This window comes from Actinomadura verrucosospora, assembly GCF_039540335.1.
Classification (GTDB): Bacteria; Actinomycetota; Actinomycetes; order Streptosporangiales; family Streptosporangiaceae; genus Spirillospora; species Spirillospora verrucosospora.
Genome location: NZ_BAABEV010000060.1, coordinates 1 through 18,171, shown reverse-complemented (window position 1 = coordinate 18,171; position 18,171 = coordinate 1). Strand labels below are relative to the sequence as shown.

The 18,171-nt window shown below is 70.5% G+C and carries 17 protein-coding genes; 12 read left to right on the top strand and 5 right to left on the bottom strand.

Features of this window, described 5'->3' with window-relative positions:
• The first annotated feature begins 142 nt into the window (after window positions 1–142).
• Entirely contained in the window at window positions 143–1,279 is a 1,137-nt protein-coding gene (locus ABD944_RS38385; RefSeq protein WP_345186017.1) for a sensor histidine kinase, read from the top strand.
• Window positions 1,280–1,287: 8 nt separating this feature from the next.
• Complete coding sequence (locus tag ABD944_RS38380; RefSeq protein WP_345186014.1) at window positions 1,288–1,944, top strand: response regulator; 657 nt, start codon at window positions 1,288–1,290, stop codon at window positions 1,942–1,944.
• Window positions 1,945–1,986: 42 nt separating this feature from the next.
• Here ABD944_RS38380 and ABD944_RS38375 read toward each other — a convergent pair whose 3' ends face one another.
• A complete protein-coding gene (locus tag ABD944_RS38375) occupies window positions 1,987–2,883 on the bottom strand; it encodes a TIGR03620 family F420-dependent LLM class oxidoreductase (protein ID WP_345186009.1) in 897 nt (298 codons plus the stop codon).
• A gap of 87 nt (window positions 2,884–2,970) precedes the next feature.
• Between ABD944_RS38375 and ABD944_RS38370 the strand changes: the two genes are divergently transcribed.
• Window positions 2,971–3,675 (top strand): TetR/AcrR family transcriptional regulator, encoded by a 705-nt coding sequence (locus ABD944_RS38370; protein ID WP_345186005.1) that lies wholly within the window; start codon window positions 2,971–2,973, stop codon window positions 3,673–3,675.
• 35 nt (window positions 3,676–3,710) lie between these two features.
• Complete coding sequence (locus ABD944_RS38365) at window positions 3,711–4,304, top strand: DUF4291 domain-containing protein (RefSeq protein ID WP_345186001.1); 594 nt, start codon at window positions 3,711–3,713, stop codon at window positions 4,302–4,304.
• 127 nt (window positions 4,305–4,431) lie between these two features.
• Here the strand turns inward: ABD944_RS38365 and ABD944_RS38360 are convergent, their stop codons facing one another.
• Window positions 4,432–5,115, bottom strand: coding sequence for an alpha/beta fold hydrolase (locus ABD944_RS38360; protein WP_345185998.1), 684 nt, complete (start codon window positions 5,113–5,115; stop codon window positions 4,432–4,434).
• 158 nt (window positions 5,116–5,273) lie between these two features.
• Between ABD944_RS38360 and ABD944_RS38355 the strand changes: the two genes are divergently transcribed.
• The gene (locus ABD944_RS38355; RefSeq protein ID WP_345185996.1) at window positions 5,274–5,504 is read left to right on the top strand and encodes a hypothetical protein; all 231 of its coding nucleotides are present in this window, start codon (window positions 5,274–5,276) and stop codon (window positions 5,502–5,504) included.
• Window positions 5,505–6,294: 790 nt separating this feature from the next.
• Window positions 6,295–7,452 (top strand): biotin synthase BioB, encoded by a 1,158-nt coding sequence (gene bioB, locus ABD944_RS38350; RefSeq protein WP_345185992.1) that lies wholly within the window; start codon window positions 6,295–6,297, stop codon window positions 7,450–7,452.
• A 967-nt stretch (window positions 7,453–8,419) separates the two neighbouring features.
• Here bioB and ABD944_RS38345 read toward each other — a convergent pair.
• Window positions 8,420–9,070 (bottom strand): nucleoside triphosphate pyrophosphohydrolase, encoded by a 651-nt coding sequence (locus ABD944_RS38345; protein ID WP_345185989.1) that lies wholly within the window; start codon window positions 9,068–9,070, stop codon window positions 8,420–8,422.
• A gap of 11 nt (window positions 9,071–9,081) precedes the next feature.
• On the bottom strand, window positions 9,082–9,996 hold the full coding sequence (locus ABD944_RS38340) for a hypothetical protein (RefSeq protein ID WP_345185987.1): 915 nt from the start codon (window positions 9,994–9,996) through the stop codon (window positions 9,082–9,084).
• 126 nt (window positions 9,997–10,122) lie between these two features.
• Between ABD944_RS38340 and ABD944_RS38335 the strand changes: the two genes are divergently transcribed.
• The 5 genes from ABD944_RS38335 (at window position 10,123) to ABD944_RS38315 (ending at window position 16,078) form a co-directional block, all read left to right on the top strand.
• Entirely contained in the window at window positions 10,123–11,061 is a 939-nt protein-coding gene (locus ABD944_RS38335; protein WP_345185983.1) for an aldo/keto reductase, read from the top strand.
• An 89-nt stretch (window positions 11,062–11,150) separates the two neighbouring features.
• Entirely contained in the window at window positions 11,151–12,053 is a 903-nt protein-coding gene (locus ABD944_RS38330) for a serine/threonine-protein kinase (protein ID WP_345185978.1), read from the top strand.
• Between the two features lie 438 nt (window positions 12,054–12,491).
• On the top strand, window positions 12,492–13,775 hold the full coding sequence (locus ABD944_RS38325; protein ID WP_345185974.1) for a citrate synthase: 1,284 nt from the start codon (window positions 12,492–12,494) through the stop codon (window positions 13,773–13,775).
• Window positions 13,776–13,919: 144 nt separating this feature from the next.
• Window positions 13,920–15,143 (top strand): cytochrome P450, encoded by a 1,224-nt coding sequence (locus tag ABD944_RS38320; RefSeq protein ID WP_345185971.1) that lies wholly within the window; start codon window positions 13,920–13,922, stop codon window positions 15,141–15,143.
• A gap of 152 nt (window positions 15,144–15,295) precedes the next feature.
• Window positions 15,296–16,078 carry a hypothetical protein gene (locus tag ABD944_RS38315; RefSeq protein WP_345185968.1) on the top strand — a complete coding sequence of 261 codons (783 nt, stop codon included), beginning with the start codon at window positions 15,296–15,298 and terminating at the stop codon, window positions 16,076–16,078.
• 133 nt (window positions 16,079–16,211) lie between these two features.
• On the opposite strand, the gene ABD944_RS38310 is transcribed toward ABD944_RS38315, so the two are convergent.
• On the bottom strand, window positions 16,212–16,805 hold the full coding sequence (locus tag ABD944_RS38310; RefSeq protein ID WP_345185965.1) for a hypothetical protein: 594 nt from the start codon (window positions 16,803–16,805) through the stop codon (window positions 16,212–16,214).
• Window positions 16,806–18,029: 1,224 nt separating this feature from the next.
• On the opposite strand from ABD944_RS38310, the gene ABD944_RS42575 reads away from it, so the two are divergent.
• Window positions 18,030–18,171, top strand: a 142-nt coding sequence (locus ABD944_RS42575) for a carboxymuconolactone decarboxylase family protein (RefSeq protein WP_425550326.1), incomplete at its 3' end; no start/stop codon positions are given.

Below are 18,171 nucleotides of genomic sequence, written 5' to 3'. Positions count from 1 at the left end.
CGCGGCCGCCCCGCGCACATCGGAACGCGGGCGGGAACCGCGCGTGCGACCGTGCTCCGAGAACGTCCCGCCGCCTCCACCCCAGGTATGACGGACACCGGACCGAGGCGCGGGCACCGCCCGTGCCGCTACCTTTCGTGACGTGGACGAATCCGAGCTGCGCTCCCCGCTCCCGCGGCTCAGCCGGCGCGGCCTCATCGGCCTCGACGCCGGGGCCGCGCTCCTCTACGCCCTCGTGCTCCTCGCGCTCCCGGCGGGCACCGGCGCCCCGCCGCTCCTCCTCGTCCCGCTCGTCGCCGCGGCGGCCCTGCCCCTCGCGGTGCGGCGCCTGTGGCCCGTCCCGGTCTTCGCCGCCGTCCTGTCCGCCTCGACCGCCGCGCTGATCCTCGGCCTGCCCTGGGACACCTACGCCGCCGCGGGGTTCGCCCTCTACCAGGTCGCGCTCACCCGGCGGCGCCGCCGCTGGGTCCCCACGCTGCTCATCGGCGTCGTCAGCGCCGTGTTCATCTTCGCCGGAGCCGTCGCCGGTCCTGTCGGAGCGCAGGCCGAGATCCTCGGAAGGGTTCTGCTCGGGGCCTCCGTTCTGGGCGCGTCCTGGACGCTCGGCCGGCTCGTCCGCGAACGCCGGGCCCACGCCGCGCACGCCGCCCGCCGCCTCGCCGACGAGGCCGTCTCCGGCGAGCGGCTCCGCATCGCCCGCGAGCTCCACGACGTCGTCGCGCACAGCATGAGCCTCATCGCCGTGAAGGCCGGCGTCGCCGTCCACGTCGCCGAAGCCCGTCCCGAGGAGGCCCTCGACGCCCTCCGGGTCATCGAAACCACCAGCCGCGGCACGCTCGCCGAGATGCGCCAGCTCCTCGGCGTCCTGCGCACCGGCGCCGCCGACGCCGACCTCGCCCCGTCCCCGGGCCTCGCCGACCTGCCCGGCCTCGCCGAACGCGCCGCCATGGCCGGCGTCCACGTCGACCTGGACGTCGACGCCGGGGAGCTCCCCGACGGCGTCGCCCTCTCCGCCTACCGCATCGTCCAGGAGGCGGTCACCAACGTCGTCAAGCACGCGGCCCCCGCGCGCTGCCGCGTCCGCGTCCGCGCCGACGGGCTCCGCATGCGCATCGACGTCACCGACGACGGGCCCGGCTTCCGCGTCCTGCCGGGCGGCGGCGGGCACGGGCTCATCGGCATGCGCGAACGCGTCATGATGTACGGCGGCGACTTCACCGCCGGCCCGCGTCCCGAAGGCGGCTTCGCCGTGTCCGCCGCCTTCCCGTACGACTCCTAGGAACCCCGTTGGATCTGAGCGTCCTCGTCGCCGACGACCAGGCCCTGCTGCGCGGCAGCTTCCGCGTCCTGATCGACACCGCGCCCGGCCTGCGCACCGTCGGCGAGGCCGGCACCGGGGCCGAGGCCGTCGAACTGGCCGCCCGGGAACGCCCGGACGTCGTCCTCATGGACGTCCGCATGCCCGAGATGGACGGCATCGAGGCCACCCAGCGCATCTGCGCGGACATCCCCGGCGTCCGCGTGCTGATCCTCACGACGTTCGACCTGGACACCTACGTGTACTCGGCGCTGCGGGCCGGGGCGAGCGGCTTCCTGCTGAAGGACACCCCGCCCGCCGACCTGCTGTCGGCGATCCGCGTCGTCGCGTCCGGCGAGTCGCTGCTGGCCCCGTCGGTGACCCGGCGGCTGATCGCCGAGTTCGTCCGCCGCCCCGGCCCGGCGCAGCCCCCGCCCGCCGCGCTGGACACCCTCACCGAGCGCGAGCGCGAGGTCCTCGCCCTCATCGCCCGAGGGCTGTCCAACACCGAACTCGCCGAGCACCTCCACCTGAGCCCCGCCACCGTGAAGACCCACATCGGCCACCTGCTCGCCAAACTCCACGCCCGCGACCGGGCCCAGCTGGTCATCACCGCCTACGAAACCGGCCTCATCCGCCCCCGCTGACATCTGCCCGGACCAGGCCGGGCCCCGGTGCCGGCGTGGTGGTCACAGGAGTGCCGGGGCGAGGCGTTCGTACTGGTCGGCGGCCGAGGCCAGGTCGGGGGCGAACACCGTGACGCAGACATGGTCGGCTCCCGCGTCGAGGTGCTCCTGGATCCGCTTGGCCACGGCCGTCTCGTCGCCCCAGTTGAAGCATGCGTCGATGACCTCGTCGGACCCGCCGCCGGAGACCGCGCCGTCGTCGTAGCCGAGCGTCTTGAGCGAGCGGATGTAGGGGGACCCTGGGAGTTCCAGCATCCCGGTCCCTCTCGCGAGTGCGCGCGCCTTCACCGGATCCGTCTCAAGGATGGCGGTCTGCATGACGACGAGCAGCTTGCCCTCGCCGAGCCTTCCCCGGGCCTGCCTGGTGTGCTCGACGGGCATCGCGGCGGGGAGCGCTCCGTCCGCACGGTCCCGGGCCAGCTCCTGCATCTTCGGGCCCAGGGCCGCGAGCAGCCGCGGAAAAGGCTTCTCGGGCACCGGGGCCGCCTCGACGGCCGCGTCCATGCCGTCGAGGTACTCGCGCATCCGGTTCAGCGGACTGGACCACTTCTGCCCGCTCCGCTCCACGATCGCCCCCATGCTGACGCCCACACCCAGCGCGAGGCGCCCGGGGTAGGCGTCGGCCAGGACCGACGCGGCCCCCTGCATGGCGGCGGGATGCCGCGCCCACAGGTTCGCGATCGCCGAGCCGGCGACGATCCGCTCCGTCGCGGCGAGCATCACGCCCAGCTGCGTGAACACCTCCCGGCCGCCGATGCCCTCGTTCACCCATACCGCTCCGTAGCCCGCGCGCTCCACGCGCTGCGCCGCACGCCGCCACTCGTCGGCCGGCGCGATGGGCGTCACGAGCCCGACGCCGATCCTGCCGAGCCCGGCCCGCGCCGCGTCCACCGCCGTCATCGGTCCTCCTATAATCGGAACGAGCAACCCGCTTAGGACGTTACCGGAACGTCCGCCCCGTTTGTCAACCGACCAAGGAGGCGCCCGGTGAGCGGACGGCCCCAGCGCGCCGACGCGCGCCGGAACCGCGAACGCATCCTCGAAGCCGCCTTCGAGGCCTTCGCCGCGGACGGCCGCCTCGTCCCGCTCGACGACATCGCGCGCCGGGCGGGGGTCGGGGCCGGGACCGTCTACCGGCACTTCCCGACCAAGGAGGCCCTGTTCCAGGCGGTCGTCACGGACCGCATCGAGCGGATCGTGGACGAGGCGCAGGCCCTCGTCCGGGCGGAGGAGCCGGGGGAGGCCTTCTACGGCTTCCTCATGTGGGTCGTGGAGCGCGCGATGTTCAACCACGCCCTGTGCGACGCTCTGGCCGCGGACCTGCGAACGCTCGACGCCCGCGGCCTGGAGGAGCAGTTCGGCTCGGCGCTGGAGGAGCTTCTGCGGCGGGCGCAGTCCGCCGGCGAGGTCCGTCCGGACGTCGACGTGGACGACGTCCGCACCCTCATGGTCGGGGCCATGCTGATGGAACGCCGGCGGCGCCCCGAGGGCAGTCCCGGCCGCATGACGGCGCTGGCGTGCGACGCGCTCCGGCCCGTAACGAAAGGCGACGAAACGGCGTCCCCGGAGCGTAACGAAAGGCGGTGCGAGGTGTGCGGGAAGCCCCTCACCTCGGCGCCGACGGGCCGCCCCGCCCGCTTCTGCGGCACCGCCTGCCGCCAGAAGGCGCACCGCCGCCGGAAAACCGCTTGAGCCGCGGCGCGCCCCCGCGCCACGCTGGCCACATCATGCCCGCACGCGAGATCCGCGCCCGCCACGACCGCGACTCGATCACCGTCTACCAGGCGTACTCACCGGAGATCGGCGTCCCGGCCGCCGAGCACGGCACGTTCGTCCCGCCGTTCTCCCGGAACCGCATGACCTGGATCAAACCGTCGTTCCTGTGGCTCATGGCCCGCAGCGACTGGGCGCGCAAACCCGGTCAGGAGACGATCCTCGCCGTCCGGATCAGCCGGGCCGGCTGGGAGGAGGCACTGGGGCTGGCCGTCCCGACCGATCCCGACCGCCGCGTCTTCCGGAGCTCCGAGGAATGGCGCCGCCGGTTCGCGGAGGCGGTCGTGCACGTCCAGTGGGACCCCGAACGCTCCCTCGACGGCCGGAAACTCGAAGCGCGCAGCATCCAGATAGGCCTCAGCCGCCACATCGTCGACCGCTACGTCGACGATTGGATCCTCGGCATCGATGACCTCACCCCGCTGGTCCGCAAGATCCACGGACTTCGCAAGGCCGGGCGCACCCCTCAGGTCAGAGCCCTGCTCCCCAAGGAACGCCCGTATGCCCTGACACCCGCCCTGGCCGCCCGCCTAGGGGCCTCCCAGTAGCCGCGACCAAGGGCGCGCTGGGGTTAGCGACCCGCTGCCCGCGCGGCTCTGGAGCGGACCGGCCAGTACGAAAGAGTGCTCCGCGCGTACCGTCAATTGGCAGAGGCGCCGGGGCAGGCGCTGCGCATCATCGCGTGCGATAGGCATCCAGACGGTCGGCCAGTTCGCGCGGTCGGCTCAGAGCGACGAGGTGCCCTCCGGGCATCTCGTCCACGCTGATCCCGAGCCGTTCAGCGACCACTCGCCTCTGGAACTCCAGCGGGAAGAGTCGGTCGTCGCGTGATTGCAGGAACACGGTCGGAGTGCTGGGCCACTTGTTTAGCGGCCACGGCTCTGCGAACGGGGTGGACGACTGCACGGTCTCCTGCGCCAGCGCCACGGCCTTCACGTCGTCCGGCACGTCGTGGAAGAAGCACTCCTCGACGTCGAACTCCGCGGACGGTGTCCGTCCCTCCCGGATCGCCTGGTCGGACATCGCCTTCGCCTGCCCGGTGTTCCCCCACCAATCACCGCCCGTCTCGCCTGGCGACGGGACCATGGCGTTGAGCAGCACCAGAAGGTCGACGGGCACCCGCTCGCAGACGAGCGGCGCTGTGAACCCGCCCATCGACTGCGCCACCAGGATGATGTCCGTCCGATCCCCGATCGCCTCGACGACCGTGTCGGCGTACTCCGAGAGCCCCGCGGCGTCGTCCCCGGCCGGAAGCTCGACGGCTACGGCATCGTGCCCCCGAGCGCGCAGCTCCGGCACCAGCCGATGCCAGAACCAGGCCTGCCCGCCCGCGCCCGGGATGAGTGTGTACGTCGCCATGTTCATCGACCTCCGTAGTGCGGCGGCAGCGACACTAGCGAGCCGCACGGACATTCCCCTTCCCCCTCAAGCCCGATCAAGGTCGGGGCACCTGAATGCGAGAACCATCCCGGCGCGTCGCTCGCTTCGAACGTGTGTTCGTATTAGCTTGTCGTCCCGTGCTGATCGATGAACCGGTCTCGGCTGAGACCACGCCCACGGGCCGCCCCTCCCACATCACCGGCCCCCGAGGCCGCTACCACGTGCGCCGCGTCCTGGAGGAATGGCAGGCCCCGGGCCAGGCGAGGTTCTACCGCCTCCAGGTCGCGACACCCGACGGCCCCGCCATTGCCGAGGTCATCGCCCCGCACAACCCGGGCCCCTGGACCCTCCACCAGGTATGGCCCTGACCCGTCACCCTTGGTCCCCATCAAGCCAACCCACCCGCACGCGGACGCCGTCCCCAAGCCGAGCACCCTCCACCAGGTATGGCCCTGACCCGTCACCCTCACTCCCAACCAAGCCGACCCACCCATACGCGGCCGCCGTCCCCAGGCCGAGCACCCAACACCCCAGTCAGCCGCACCTCCACCCGTCGGCCGAGGCTCCCTCAAGCCACCAGATGGGCTCTGACATCCCAGGCCCGATACACGTCGCCTTCGCCATGGCACGGCGTCCGGCCAGGCCGGTCCCGCTTGTGCGCAGGCGCCATCTCTGGCGTCGGCGTCCAGCGACACCCGTAAGTCGCGCTGCCCGCTGGGGGCCGGTGGTTCCTCTAACCGTCGGGTGTGGTCGTGACGCTGCCGGGCTCGGTACCCGTTGTTCACCACGGTTCGGCCCTCCGGACAGGCCGTGGCCATCGGTGCGCGGATGCCGTATCCGGGGGCGGCGTCCAGCGACGCCCGTCCGCCGTGCTTCCTGCCCGGCGGTCGGGGTCCCCTTTCAGGGCGTCTCGCGGCACGACGCTGCCGACCTCAGCGATCCCGCTCCAGTCGGCCTGCAGCCTGTCCGACCTCGGGTCGGGGCTTCGGACGGCCGGGCGGCGATGACGTCCGGGCCGCGAACGGGCATGGTGCCGACCGCCATGGCGGCGGGTGTGCCTGTGCCGGTCCCGCGCTGCCGTGATCGACAGATCTTCATCGACCTTCTTGTGCGAACCGGGCCTTGGCGGGGCGCACGCGGGAGGCGAAGATCGGCGCCATGGATCTGCTGGAGACTCTGGTCGGCAAGGGGCTGCGCCGTGAGCCGCTGTCCCGGGCCGAGGCGCTCGCGGTGCTGGAAACCTCCGATGACGAGTTGCTCGACGTGGTGGCCGCCGCCGGCAAGGTGCGCCGGCACTGGTTCGGGCGGCGGGTCAAGCTGAACTACCTGGTCAACCTGAAGTCGGGGCTCTGTCCTGAGGACTGCTCCTACTGCTCGCAGCGGCTGGGGTCCAAGGCGGGGGTCCTGACCTACACCTGGCTGAAGCCCGAAGAGGTGGCCGCGGCGGCGGAAGCGGGCGTCGCCGGCGGCGCCAAGCGCGTGTGCCTGGTGGCCAGCGGGCGCGGTCCGACCGACCGGGACGTGGAGCGGGTCGCCGGCATCATCTCGGCGATCAAGGAGCGCGACGAGGACGTGGAGATCTGCGCCTGTCTCGGCCTGCTGTCCGGCGCGCAGGCGGGGCGGCTCCACGAGGCCGGCGTTCATGCCTACAGCCACAACCTGAACACCGCCGAAGCCGCGTACGCGGACATTTGCACCACGCACGAGTTCAGCGACCGGGTCGACACCGTGCGGCAGACCAAGGAGGCAGGCCTGTCAGCCTGCTCGGGGCTGATCGCCGGCATGGGGGAGAGCGACGCAGACCTGGTGGACGTGGTGTTCGCACTGCGCGACCTGGACGTGGACTCGGTCCCGGTGAACTTCCTGATCCCGTTCGAGGGGACGCCGATGGCCGAGAAGTGGGCCCTCACCCCTCAGCGGTGCCTGCGCATCCTGGCGATGGTGCGTTTCGTCTGCCCGGACGTGGAGGTGCGTCTCGCCGGCGGCCGGGAGATCCATCTGCGGACGCTTCAGCCCCTCGCCCTGCACGTGGTCAACTCGATCTTCCTGGGCGACTACCTGACCAGCGAGGGCCAGGCCGGCAAGGCCGACCTCGACATGATCGCCGACGCGGGCTTCGAGGTCGAGGACACGGCCACCACCACACTGCCCGAACACCGAAGGCGCTCGAAGACCTCCGCATCCGATGACGAACCCGAACACGAACACGTCCACGGCGACGCCGCCCGTCCTCCACGCCCCTCCCCGCCTGCCCGAGCCGACCTGGTAACGGTGCGCCGCCGAGGAGCCGGCACCACCCTGCCCCCCAACGCCTGACCCCGCGCCGCCCCTTGGGGCCAGCGCCGCGCCAGCCAGCCCGCACCCGATATCGACCTCCGTGTCGAACACCACGGCCGACCTCGACTCCCGGCCGTCCAACACTCCTAGGAGTACAGCGTCGCCAGCCGCGCGGCGCACCTCAGCCGCCGCCCCTCCACCTCCTGCCGCGCGCCCCACCCACAACAACTGCAACTGGCGCCGACCACGCAAAACACGCGAGGCGGTCTAGTGACGAACTGCCTGATGAGGACCTGAACAAACCAGCCCCACACAGCCCAACCACCCGGCTCCCTGCGACCACGCCATCCCCCACCCAGCCAAAGGAACCACCAGCACCACCAGTCGAGCGGGCGCGGGCGGCGCTGGCTGGGGGAGGCGCGGGTGGCGCCAGCTGGGGGGCCGCGGGCGGTGTCGGTCGGGCGGGCGCGGGCGGGGGCGGTGCTGGCTGGGGAGGCGCGGGTGGCGCTCGCTGGGGAGGCCATGGGCGGTGCCCGTCGAGGTAGCCACTGGGGCGCGGGTCGGGGGTGCGGCGGGCGGCGTCTGTTGAGGGGGGCGAGTGCGTCGCTGGCCTGGTCGATGCGGTCGACCGGGTGGCGAACTTGATTGCCTGGGGCGGTGGGTTCGCGAGCCCCGGCGCGCGCCGAACCCACCGATTTCACACCAGTACTGCTGGTTCACGAGGCCGCGCTGCTCGGCGCAGTGCTTCTCGCCCTCGACCGGGTCGTCGCCCTGCGGTCCGTCCGCTCCTTGTGGCGTGGCTCCTCAGGCTACGAGGGGGTGTGTCTTCGTCTGGCGAGGGAGGGTCTCAGCGCCGCGAACCGTGCTTGGCGCGCGACACACCCGCGTCGGGAGCGGCGCCCCGGGGCATGACCCGGGCACGCCGTCTCGGCGGGCGCCCGGTACAAGGACGGAACACGGCGCACCGGGTTTGGAGGTGCCCTGGGTGTAGCTGATTGCTCGGAGGTCAGTGGGGGAGGCGAAGGACGAGGCGCTTGGAGAAGCCACCTCGGTCCGCCGCTTTGGCGGCGCGTCGCTCCTCCAGTTCCTCGGGGGAGAGGCCGTGGAGGGCGGCGAGGGCGTGAAGCACCTCCAGAAGGTCGGCGAGCTCCGCGGGGTCGTTGGACGCGATGTATTCGCCGGCCTCCTCGTAGAGCTTGTTGCGCAGCAACGCCCCTTGTTCCCCAGGGGCCGCGGTCCGTGTTTCCGGGGAACCGCCCGCGTCCCGGATGATCTCGGGGATCCGGTCGCGGACGAGCTTCTCGGATCGGCGTCCCTCCCCGGTCTGGTGCACGGTCCCGCCGTGGCGCCGGTCCAGGGACTGGACCCACTTGAGGGCGACCGCCGCCGTCTGGATGAGTTCGTTGCGGAGACTTCGCGGATCGGGCTCGGCCAGCGCCTCGTAGAACTCCTCGGTGAGGATGTGGCGCCACGTCAGTTCGCCACGCGACCATGCCGCGGCGCATTCCTGCTTCGCCTCCTCGGCTCGTGGGGTGAAGCCCGGGCCGGTTCCGTCAGGGAACTCCTGGACGCCCCACTTCCGGTCTTGGGCTTCACGTTCTGCCGCCACGTCCGCCAGCGCCCTCGCGAGCGATCCCGGTGCCTGCTCGGTCTCCATGCCCGACGACGTTAGCCACTCGGATGGCCCGCCATGGCGTGGTCCGGTTCGCAGCTGAGCAGTTCATGGAGGATGGGCGGGAGCTCGTCCCACAGCCATTCGTTCAGTGTGCCCGGAAAGTCCGCGGGCGGGCGTACGGCCAGACGGTGAGGCGTCACCTCGGTGATGCGTACGGCGAGAGGGCCGTCGTCCCACATGGACTCGCGGTTGCCCCAGAAACCGGAGAAGTCGGCGCTCGTCAGCAGCAACTCCGCAGGCAGCGCATGCTCTCCCGGATGCCTGCCGAGTGGCAGCAGCCGTTGCGCGGTGGTGCGCAGGACGTTCAGCGCGGCCAGGTCGTGCGGGCAGGCGACGCCGGTGATCTGCAGCTCGGGCAGGCCGAACCGGCACAGCCCCCGGGTCGTGAGGTAGACGCAGGAGCAGCCGTCGATGTCGTCCTCGTCGGCGGTGCAGAGGCCGGAGTTCCGGTAGGGCGGCAGGGCGGCGCCGAGCCAGTCGTCGGCGAGGGTGAACTCGTCGAATCTTCCGAAGGGCACGACGGGAAGGACCTGGCTCGACAGTGGGTCCACCAGGACGCCGCAGACCGATTCGGCGACCGCCTTCGCCGCGGCCCGGGCGAGGTGAGGCCCTAACGGCAGGTCACCGGCCGGCAGGACGGACGTGACGCCGATGTGGTGCGTCGCCTGGCGGAGCCTTTCGGTGTCGTCGGCGTCCGCGCCATTGATGCCGGAAAGGTCCCAGGGGGAGCTCGCGGCGGGGTGGCACGCGAGCGCGAGCCGGGGAGAGCCGAGCCTTTCCGAGATCGCCGCCGCGAAGGAGCCGGAGAACCTCCGGAGGATCGCCGCCGCCAGGTCGTCGGGGTTCCTGTCGGTCGCGACGACGAAATCGGCGGTCGTCTCTTCGGGGACCGTGATGGTGACGCGCATTGCAGCCTCCTCGTGGCAGGTGGACCGGCGTGCGAGGTCCAGCATCGGGGAGGCCGCCGGGCGGGCCGAGGCGAATGGGATTCTGTGGATAAAGGCAGCCGGGCTTCTGCGTGGAAGGCTGGGGGGATGGACGCGATACGTCGGCTCGGAGTCGGGCTCGCCGCGCTGGGGCGGCCGGCCTACATCAACGTGGGAAGCGCCGGGGAACTGCCGCCCGGACGAAGCGTGGAGGCGATGCGCGAGGCGACCTGGAGCGTCCTCGACGCTGCGTACGCGGCAGGCGTTCGGTGGGTGGACACTGCGCGCTCCTACGGCCGGGCAGAGGAGTTCCTTGGCGGCTGGCTAGAGGCACGTGCTCCCGAAGGGGTCCGTGTGTCGAGCAAGTGGGGCTACGCCTACGTGGGCGAGTGGAAGACCGACGCGAAGGTGCATGAGGTCAAGGAGCACAGCCTTGGCCGTTTCCAGACGCAGTACGAAGAGACGCGAAGACTTCTGGGCGGGCACCTGGCCGTTTACCAGGTGCATTCACTCACCGAGGAGAGTCCGCTGTTCCAGGACGTCCCCCTCCAGGAGGCTCTGGCCCAGTTGGCCGGTGAGGGGGTGCGCGTCGGGTTCTCGACGTCTGGACCACGGCAGGCGGACACGATCAGACGTGCCATGGGGTTGGAGGCGGCCGGTCAGAGGCTGTTCAGCACGGTCCAGTCGACGTGGAACATCCTGGAGACCTCCGCTGAGGACGCGCTGCGCGAGGCCCACGAAAACGGACTGCATGTGCTGCTGAAGGAAGTGCTGGCCAACGGCAGGCTCGCTGTGCAGCCGCCCGTAGAGGTGCCGGACGTCGCGTCCAAGCACCATGCGGGGCCGGACGCCGTGGCTCTGGCGGCGGCGCTCAGCAAGCCTTGGGCCGGGACCGTCCTCATCGGCGCCGTGAGCCCGGCCCAGTTGCGGGCGAACCTCGCGGCGACAGAGGTGCTCCTCGACGAGGGCGATCTGGAGGAGCTGGCTGGGTTGAACGTTCCGGCGGAACGCTACTGGGCCGAACGGAGCGCGCTTTCCTGGGTGTGAGCGGTCGGACGAACCCCCGTGCCATGGCACGATTTGAGCACCCTCACCATGATCGGATCGCCGTGTCCCCGCAGCCCGAACCGCCCCAGATGATCGGCCCCTACCGCGTCGTCTCGCGGCTCGGTTCCGGTGGGATGGGCGAGGTGTTCCTCGGGGCGTCGCCCAGCAGGCGGCTGGTCGCCGTGAAGGTCATCCGGCCGGAACTGCTGGACGACCCCAAGTGGAGGGAACGGTTCCGCCGCGAGGTCACCTCGGCGCGCTCCGTGAGCGGTTTCTACACGGCGCCCGTCGTCGACGCCGATCCGGACGCGCCACAGCCGTGGCTGGCGACGCAGTACATCCGCGGTGTGAGCCTCTCCGCAGTCGTCCGGGAGAAGGGGCCGCTCCAGGAGCAGACGGCCTGCCGCCTGGGGGCCGGACTGGCGGAGGCGTTGATCGCGATCCATGGGGCGGGGATCGTTCACCGCGACCTGAAGCCGTCCAACGTCCTGCTCGCCTCTGATGGTCCTCGAGTCATCGACTTCGGAATCGCCCGGCTCTTGGACGCCCTTCCGCTGTCGCGTACGGAGATTCTGGGGACGCCCGCGTACATGTCACCGGAGCAGGCTCTTGGCGATCCCGTCCATCCGGAAAGCGACGTGTTCTCCCTGGGGTCGACGCTCGTCTACGCGGCGACCGGTGCGGCACCCTTCGGTGACGGGCGCAAGGTTCGAGGACGCATCGTCTACGGCGAACCCGACCTCGCCCTCCTGCCGGCTCCCATGCTGGGGCTCGTCACGCGCTGTCTGTCGAAGGACCCAGGGGAACGTCCGACACCCGAGCAGATCCTCGTCGCCTTGAGCACGTTGCTGGACGCGCACTACGGCGAGGAGTGGCCACCACTGGACGTCGAGCAATTGATCGACGTCCGGGAACGGACGCTGGTGGAATTGACAGCGGACCAGCCCACCTTGCGTGAGCCGCGCCCTGAGGACGTGCACGGGCCGACATGACCTGCCGGCCATGGCGGCGGGGCTGAGATTCTTCTCACTTTCCCCGTCTGCACCGGCGCGGCGCCGGACGGCCGCCGTGGCATCCCCTCCCGGCGCGCGAGATCATGAGAACGCCTCACCGGCCGACCGGCCGGGACGACCGGTGGGGAGGGCGAATTCTGGTCGATCGCTGCTGACCGTCCAGCTTTCTGCCCAGGCCAGTCGGACGAGGCGTTTCAGGCCAAATCGTCCCGTTTCGCTATGCGGGCGGGACGGTCGGGTCGCCGCGACCGCGAGTGCCGGTGGAGCGGGCATGGCGAGTCGTGAACGGCTCGCGCGCCCGCGCGACCGGCCGGTCCGCCGTCAACGGGGACGGCCCGGATCAGCCCCTGTGATCACGTGGATACGATGAAACCGGAACGTCTACGCAGGTGTGGACGCAGTTGGGAGTGAGCGAGTATGTCGGATTTCGAGCTCGACCACGCGGGCGGCCGCATGCCTCTGGAGGTCAGCGAGGCGACCGAGGGTCCGTCGGGGCTGGTCGTCGGCAGTCTCCTCAAGGAGACGGGCCATGTCACGCTCGATCCGGGCTTCACCAACACGGCGTCCACCACGTCGGCCATCACCTACATCGACGGTGAGGCGGGGATCCTGCGCTACCGGGGCTACCCCATCGAGGAGCTGGCGGAGAAATCGTCCTTCCTCGAAGTGGCCTACCTGCTGATCTACGGCGAGCTGCCGACGGCCGACCAGCTGAGCACGTTCACCGACAGCGTCCGCCACCACACGCTGCTGGACGAGAAGTTCCGCGCCTTCTTCTCCGCCTTCCCGCGCCGCGCGCACCCGATGGCCGTACTGTCGTCCGCGGTCAGCGCCCTGTCGACGTTCTACCAGGACAGCCTCGACCCGTTCGACCCGGAGCAGGTCGACCGGTCGAGCATCCGGCTCATCGCGAAGCTCCCGACCATCGCGGCCTACGCCTACAAGACGTCCAACGGCCAGCCGCTGCTCTACCCCGACAACTCGCTCGGGTACGTGGAGAACTTCCTGCGCATGATGTTCGGCCTGCCCACGCAGCCGTACGAGATCGACCCGGAGATCGCGCGCGTGCTGGACATGCTGTTCGTCCTGCACGCCGACCACGAACAGAACTGCTCCACCTCCACCGTGCGACTGGTGGGCTCCAGCCAGGCGAACCTGTTCTCTTCGGTGTCCGCGGGCGTCGACGCTCTGTTCGGCCCCCTGCACGGTGGCGCCAACCAGGCCGTCCTGGAGATGCTTGAGCGCATCCACGACAACGGCGACGACATCGACTCGTTCGTCGAGCGCGTCAAGAAGAAGGAGCCCGGCGTCAAGCTCATGGGCTTCGGGCACCGCGTCTACCGCAACTACGACCCGCGCGCCGCCGTCGTGAAGAAGGCGACGGGCAAGGTCCTGGACGCGCTCGGCAAGTCCGACCCGCTGCTGGACCTGGCCATGCGCCTCGAAGAGGTCGCCCTCAGCGACGACTACTTCATCGAGCGCAAGCTGTACCCGAACGTGGACTTCTACACCGGCGTCATCTACAAGGCGATGGGCTTCCCGACGAACGCCTTCACGGTGCTGTTCGCCCTGGGCCGGCTCCCCGGCTGGATCGCCCAGTGGCGCGAGATGATGAACGACCCGTCCACAAAGATCGGGCGCCCGCGCCAGGTTTACGTGGGGCCGGGCGAGCGCCACTTCGTGGAGCTTTCCGCTCGCTAGCGGCGGTTCCCGGGCGCGGTCCCGGGACGGCGGGAGTGCGCGTGCGGCGGGCGGGGTCCCCACCCCGCCCGCCGCTTGATCATCTTCGGGAGCGCGGCCGGGTTAGCCTGGGGGCGACGACTCCCCAGCGGAAGGCGCTCCCCCATGCCCTCCATCGCCGAGAGCAGCCTTGTCAGCCTGGATTTCTGGTCGAAGCCGCAGGACCGACGCGACGAACTGTTCGCCTCCCTGCGGGCCACGGAAGGGCCGGTCTTCTGCCCCGTACCGGACGAACCGGGGTTCTACGCGATCGTCCGCTACGAGGAGGTCGCCGAGGCGAGCCGGAACCCCCAGGTGTTCAGCTCGCAGCCCACCGCGGTCAGCCTGGTCGACCCGCCCCCTCAGGTCGCCGCCTACACCGGCTCCATGATCAGCATCGACGATCCCCGGCACGCGCGGCTCCGCCGGATCGTCTCCCGCTCGTTCACGCCGCGCCTCGTCCAGCGGGTCACGGGGGACGTCGCCGTCCTGGCCCGCCACATTGTGGACGAGCTGACCGAGCGAGGCCCGTGCGACTTCGTCGAGCACGTCGCCATGCCGATGCCCCTGCGGATCATCTGCTCGATGATGGGCATCCCGGAATCCGCGTACGACGACGTCATCGAGGCCACGAACGTCATCACCGCCATCGGCGACCCCGACTACGTCGGCCCTGACGGAGCCGAAAGGACGGTCGTCCTCAGGGAGAAGTTCTCCCTCCTGCACGCACTCATGGCCGATCTCGGCCGCCTGCGCAGCGAGAACCCCGCCGACGACCTCGTCACCGCGCTGACTCATGCGAACGTCGACGGGGAGGCCCTCGACGACACCGACCTGGGCCGCTTCTTCTCGCTGCTGGTCGTCGCGGGGAACGAGACGACGCGCAACGCGCTGTCGCACGCCGTGTGCCTGCTCACCGACAACCCTGAGCAGCGGGACGTCCTGCTGGGGGACCTGGACGTCCGGCTTCCGGCCGCCGTCGAGGAGATCGTCCGCTACTCCACCCCGGTGACGTGGATGCGCCGGACGCTGACCCGCGACCACGAGCTGGGCGGCCACGTCTACCGCGCCGGAGACCGGGTGGTCCTCTACTACAACTCGGCGAACAGGGACGAGAGCGTCTTCAAGGATTCGCACGCGTTCGACGTCACGCGCTCGCCCAACCCGCACTTCGGTTTCGGCGCCCCCGGACCGCACTTCTGCCTCGGCGCGCACCTGGCCCGCCGCGAGATCACGGCGCTGCTCCGCGAGTTGTACACGCGACTGCCCACCTTGCACGCCACCGCGCCGCCCGTCCGTCAGCGGGCGAGCTTCATCAATGGGATCAAGTCCCTGCCCTGCGCGTTCTGACTCCCGCCGAAGGTCTCGGCCTGCCGCAGGCGTCGCCGTCCCTCCCATGACGCGGCACCGGTTATCCACAGAAGCGCGTTCTAGTCGTTCCGGCGACGCCCGTGCCTGAGGCTGAGTCGCGTTCACGTCAACGCGACAAGAAAGGCCCGGCCATGCCAGAGATGACGCGCACCGATCACAGCGCCAACCAGCTCGCCACGCTTCTCGGTCTCGCCCGCTGGCAGATGCGCCTCGGCCTGGAGCACGGGCTGCTCCCGGAACCCGACCTGGAGGGGGACCGGTGGTCCGCCGCCCTCGCCGAGGGAGCCCGCGGCCGGAGCGAGGAGATCGTCGCCCGGTTCGGCGACGAGCCCCCCATCGGCTCGGCGAAGGCCGCCGCTCGGCTGGCGTCCCGGGTGGGCCTCGACGTCGAGCGCGGGGACGTCGAGGTCCTGGTAGCCCAAGGCGACCTCGACGTCATCAGCACCTTCCGCGGCTTTCCCGTCTACCTGCTTCGCGATCTCGACCGGCTCGATCCCGACTCCGTGCGCCGCGTGGTCGCCACCAGGAAGGGCCCGCTGACCGACACCGTCGACGCCGGCGGAGCGGCGACCATCCTCGGCTGGCACCGCAGGACCTTCGACCGGATAGCGGTCGAACGGGGCCTTGAGACGGACAGGCTTGGCCGTTACCCCCTCTCCGACGTCCGGGCGCTGAGCGCGGACGAGGATCTGACCCGCCAAGTGGAGGAGGAGCAACGAAACTTGGTCCTCGCTCGAACACGCCGGTCCGAGGCCCGAGTCGAAGACGTGATCCGCGCCTGGATCCTGCGGTGCTCTGCCTTCCTGGACGGCGACGCCGACCAGCCCCCGGACACGGCGCCCGTAGGACGAGCGTTGAGAAGCCTCACGACGATCAGGGCTGATATTGCGAAACAACGAGAACCCATGCCCTAGAACCCGCCGAGAGACTGCCCCGCAAGGGAGAGCGCCCGGACGGGCAGGACAAAGCGATGAGGACCCGGGAGCGCTGCTCGTGCGATCTTCAAGGGCACCTCACCATCGAGGGACGCGCGAAATGGGCGTCGGTCTAACCGCGTCGGGAGGTTGAGCGGCGACGGGTCGGTGGCTTCTGGGTGTCCTTCTGCTGGGCCAGCACCTTCAGGAGGCGGTCACGGGCTTCCGTGCGGGACATCGCCGGAAGGCGGGAAGGGAAGTTGGACGCCACGGCGGGAGGCGCCTCGACCAGCCCCTCGTCGTCGATCACGGCCTGCTCGCCCGTCCAGTGACCGAGCAGGACCGCGAACACGGCGTCCGGATGGTGGGTGAGGAGTGCCATGATCCGCTCGGCCTCCTGGGCGCAGTCGGCCACCAGCAGGAGACGACGCCCCTCAGTGACGCCGCTCCTCTCGCGGATGGCGAGTTCGGTTTCCAGGTACGCGAGCGCCGCGTCGAGGTTCCCCGGGATGAACAGCCCCGCCGGATCGTCGTCGAGCAGCTCATCCTCGGCCAGCCCGAAGAGAGTGATGGCGTCGGGCCGCGGGACGACGACTAGTGAGTTGTCACCGTGTACGTCGAGCGCGGTCAGCGCCAGTACCCGCGCGGTGGACGTCGCACCTGGCCCTGTGAGCCCAGCGGGCGGCGTGGCGAAGGGGTTGAGCGCAGGACGGTAGGTGAATCGCACGGGCTGCGGGTCCTGGGCGCTAGGCGCGGGCACGGGGGCAAGGCCGGCGGTAGCGGCGGTGTAGATGCGATGCCGGAACGGATAGCACATCGCTGCTGCGGCGGGGAGAAGCAGGCTGAGAAGCAGTACCGGTTGCAGCGAGGAAGGACGTGAATCGACCTCGTCGGCCTGTTCGCGCGGTCGGACCGGAGCGGAGGCCACGGATGTGCGCTTGGGGGTGCTCTGAGAGGGGCTGGGAGACGGGGAGGCGCTTCTCGGACGGGCCGGCGCCGCAGGACGAGGAACAACGTTCTCGCGCGGGTGCGGCGATGGCGCCTTGTGCTCCTTCTTCGGCTTCCGGTCGTAGCGCTCGCCCCAGCGAGGCAGATCTCGGCCGTGGCCCGAACGTCTCCGAGACCTCTCGTACATCGCCACCCATGCCTCCTTGCACTTGTGCGCGGCGTACCGGTCGCCGACGGCGTGGCGACAGACGGGCGGGACGGGCCTGCGCGGTTCCGGCTCGGTTCCAGCGGCCGCGTCGGACGGACCCGCCGCACCGATACTGATGGCGCCGGCCATGGCGGTACATCCCAGGAACCCGCACGTGCAGCGGAGCCATTCGCCGAAGGCGACGGCAAGTTTGGGATGTGCCAGGAAACGGTTCATCTTCGCCCCGGGGGATCGCGTCGGTCACCGTGTGAATGCCGATCGTAGCCACTTTGGCTACGGAGCGTTGAACATTGCCCACAGTCGGCTTCTGTGATCGGACCGAGTCGTTGCCGCCGCGCGGGCGACTGATATGTATGGCAGATTCCGGATCATCCCGAAATGCCGCTTCGCTGCCCCTACCCCCGCCCGCCGGCCCGCCAAAGCGCTGAATACCCGTGAATTCAAAGGGATGCGCGAGGAGGGGGATCGGTGATAAGACAACCCAAGCGACGACACCCCGGATGATCAGTGCCTGCTCGAACCTCCTGAGGAGTCCCCCGAAGTGGCATGCTCGGGTGACGGCACGGTCCCAAAACTGTCACTCGCTGTCACTGAGACCAATGGCTGAACTCCTCCAGGTGGTCGCCACTCCCGACCCGGCCAGGAACGCAATGATCGCGCGTCCCGGACGAAGACGAAGTCGCGCGTATTCACCTTCACTCCAGGCCGGACCGGTCACATAGACAGGCGTCGCCGCAATCGACTTGCCACCGACCTTTGTTCGATTCCCCCCACCATCAACCCCCAAGACCACCGATGCGCTTCTGCGCTTACCAGCGCGACGGCCTGTCGCTGCGCGACCGGCAGCTGCTCAACCTCGCCGCCCTCACCGCGATGGGCGGCGTGGATCCGCAGCTCGCCGGGCATGTGCGGACCTGCCTGCGGCTCGGCATGGCCC

Coding starts and splice junctions, on each gene's coding strand:
- ABD944_RS38375 (WP_345186009.1), bottom strand. CDS start 2,883: ATGACGGCGGTGGACGCGGCGCGGGCCGGGCTCGGCAGGATCGGCGTC.
- ABD944_RS38365 (WP_345186001.1), top strand. CDS start 3,711: ATGCCCGCACGCGAGATCCGCGCCCGCCACGACCGCGACTCGATCACC.
- ABD944_RS38360 (WP_345185998.1), bottom strand. CDS start 5,115: ATGGCGACGTACACACTCATCCCGGGCGCGGGCGGGCAGGCCTGGTTC.
- bioB (WP_345185992.1), top strand. CDS start 6,295: ATGGATCTGCTGGAGACTCTGGTCGGCAAGGGGCTGCGCCGTGAGCCG.
- ABD944_RS38345 (WP_345185989.1), bottom strand. CDS start 9,070: ATGGAGACCGAGCAGGCACCGGGATCGCTCGCGAGGGCGCTGGCGGAC.
- ABD944_RS38340 (WP_345185987.1), bottom strand. CDS start 9,996: ATGCGCGTCACCATCACGGTCCCCGAAGAGACGACCGCCGATTTCGTC.
- ABD944_RS38335 (WP_345185983.1), top strand. CDS start 10,123: ATGGACGCGATACGTCGGCTCGGAGTCGGGCTCGCCGCGCTGGGGCGG.
- ABD944_RS38330 (WP_345185978.1), top strand. CDS start 11,151: ATGATCGGCCCCTACCGCGTCGTCTCGCGGCTCGGTTCCGGTGGGATG.
- ABD944_RS38325 (WP_345185974.1), top strand. CDS start 12,492: ATGTCGGATTTCGAGCTCGACCACGCGGGCGGCCGCATGCCTCTGGAG.
- ABD944_RS38320 (WP_345185971.1), top strand. CDS start 13,920: ATGCCCTCCATCGCCGAGAGCAGCCTTGTCAGCCTGGATTTCTGGTCG.
- ABD944_RS38315 (WP_345185968.1), top strand. CDS start 15,296: ATGCCAGAGATGACGCGCACCGATCACAGCGCCAACCAGCTCGCCACG.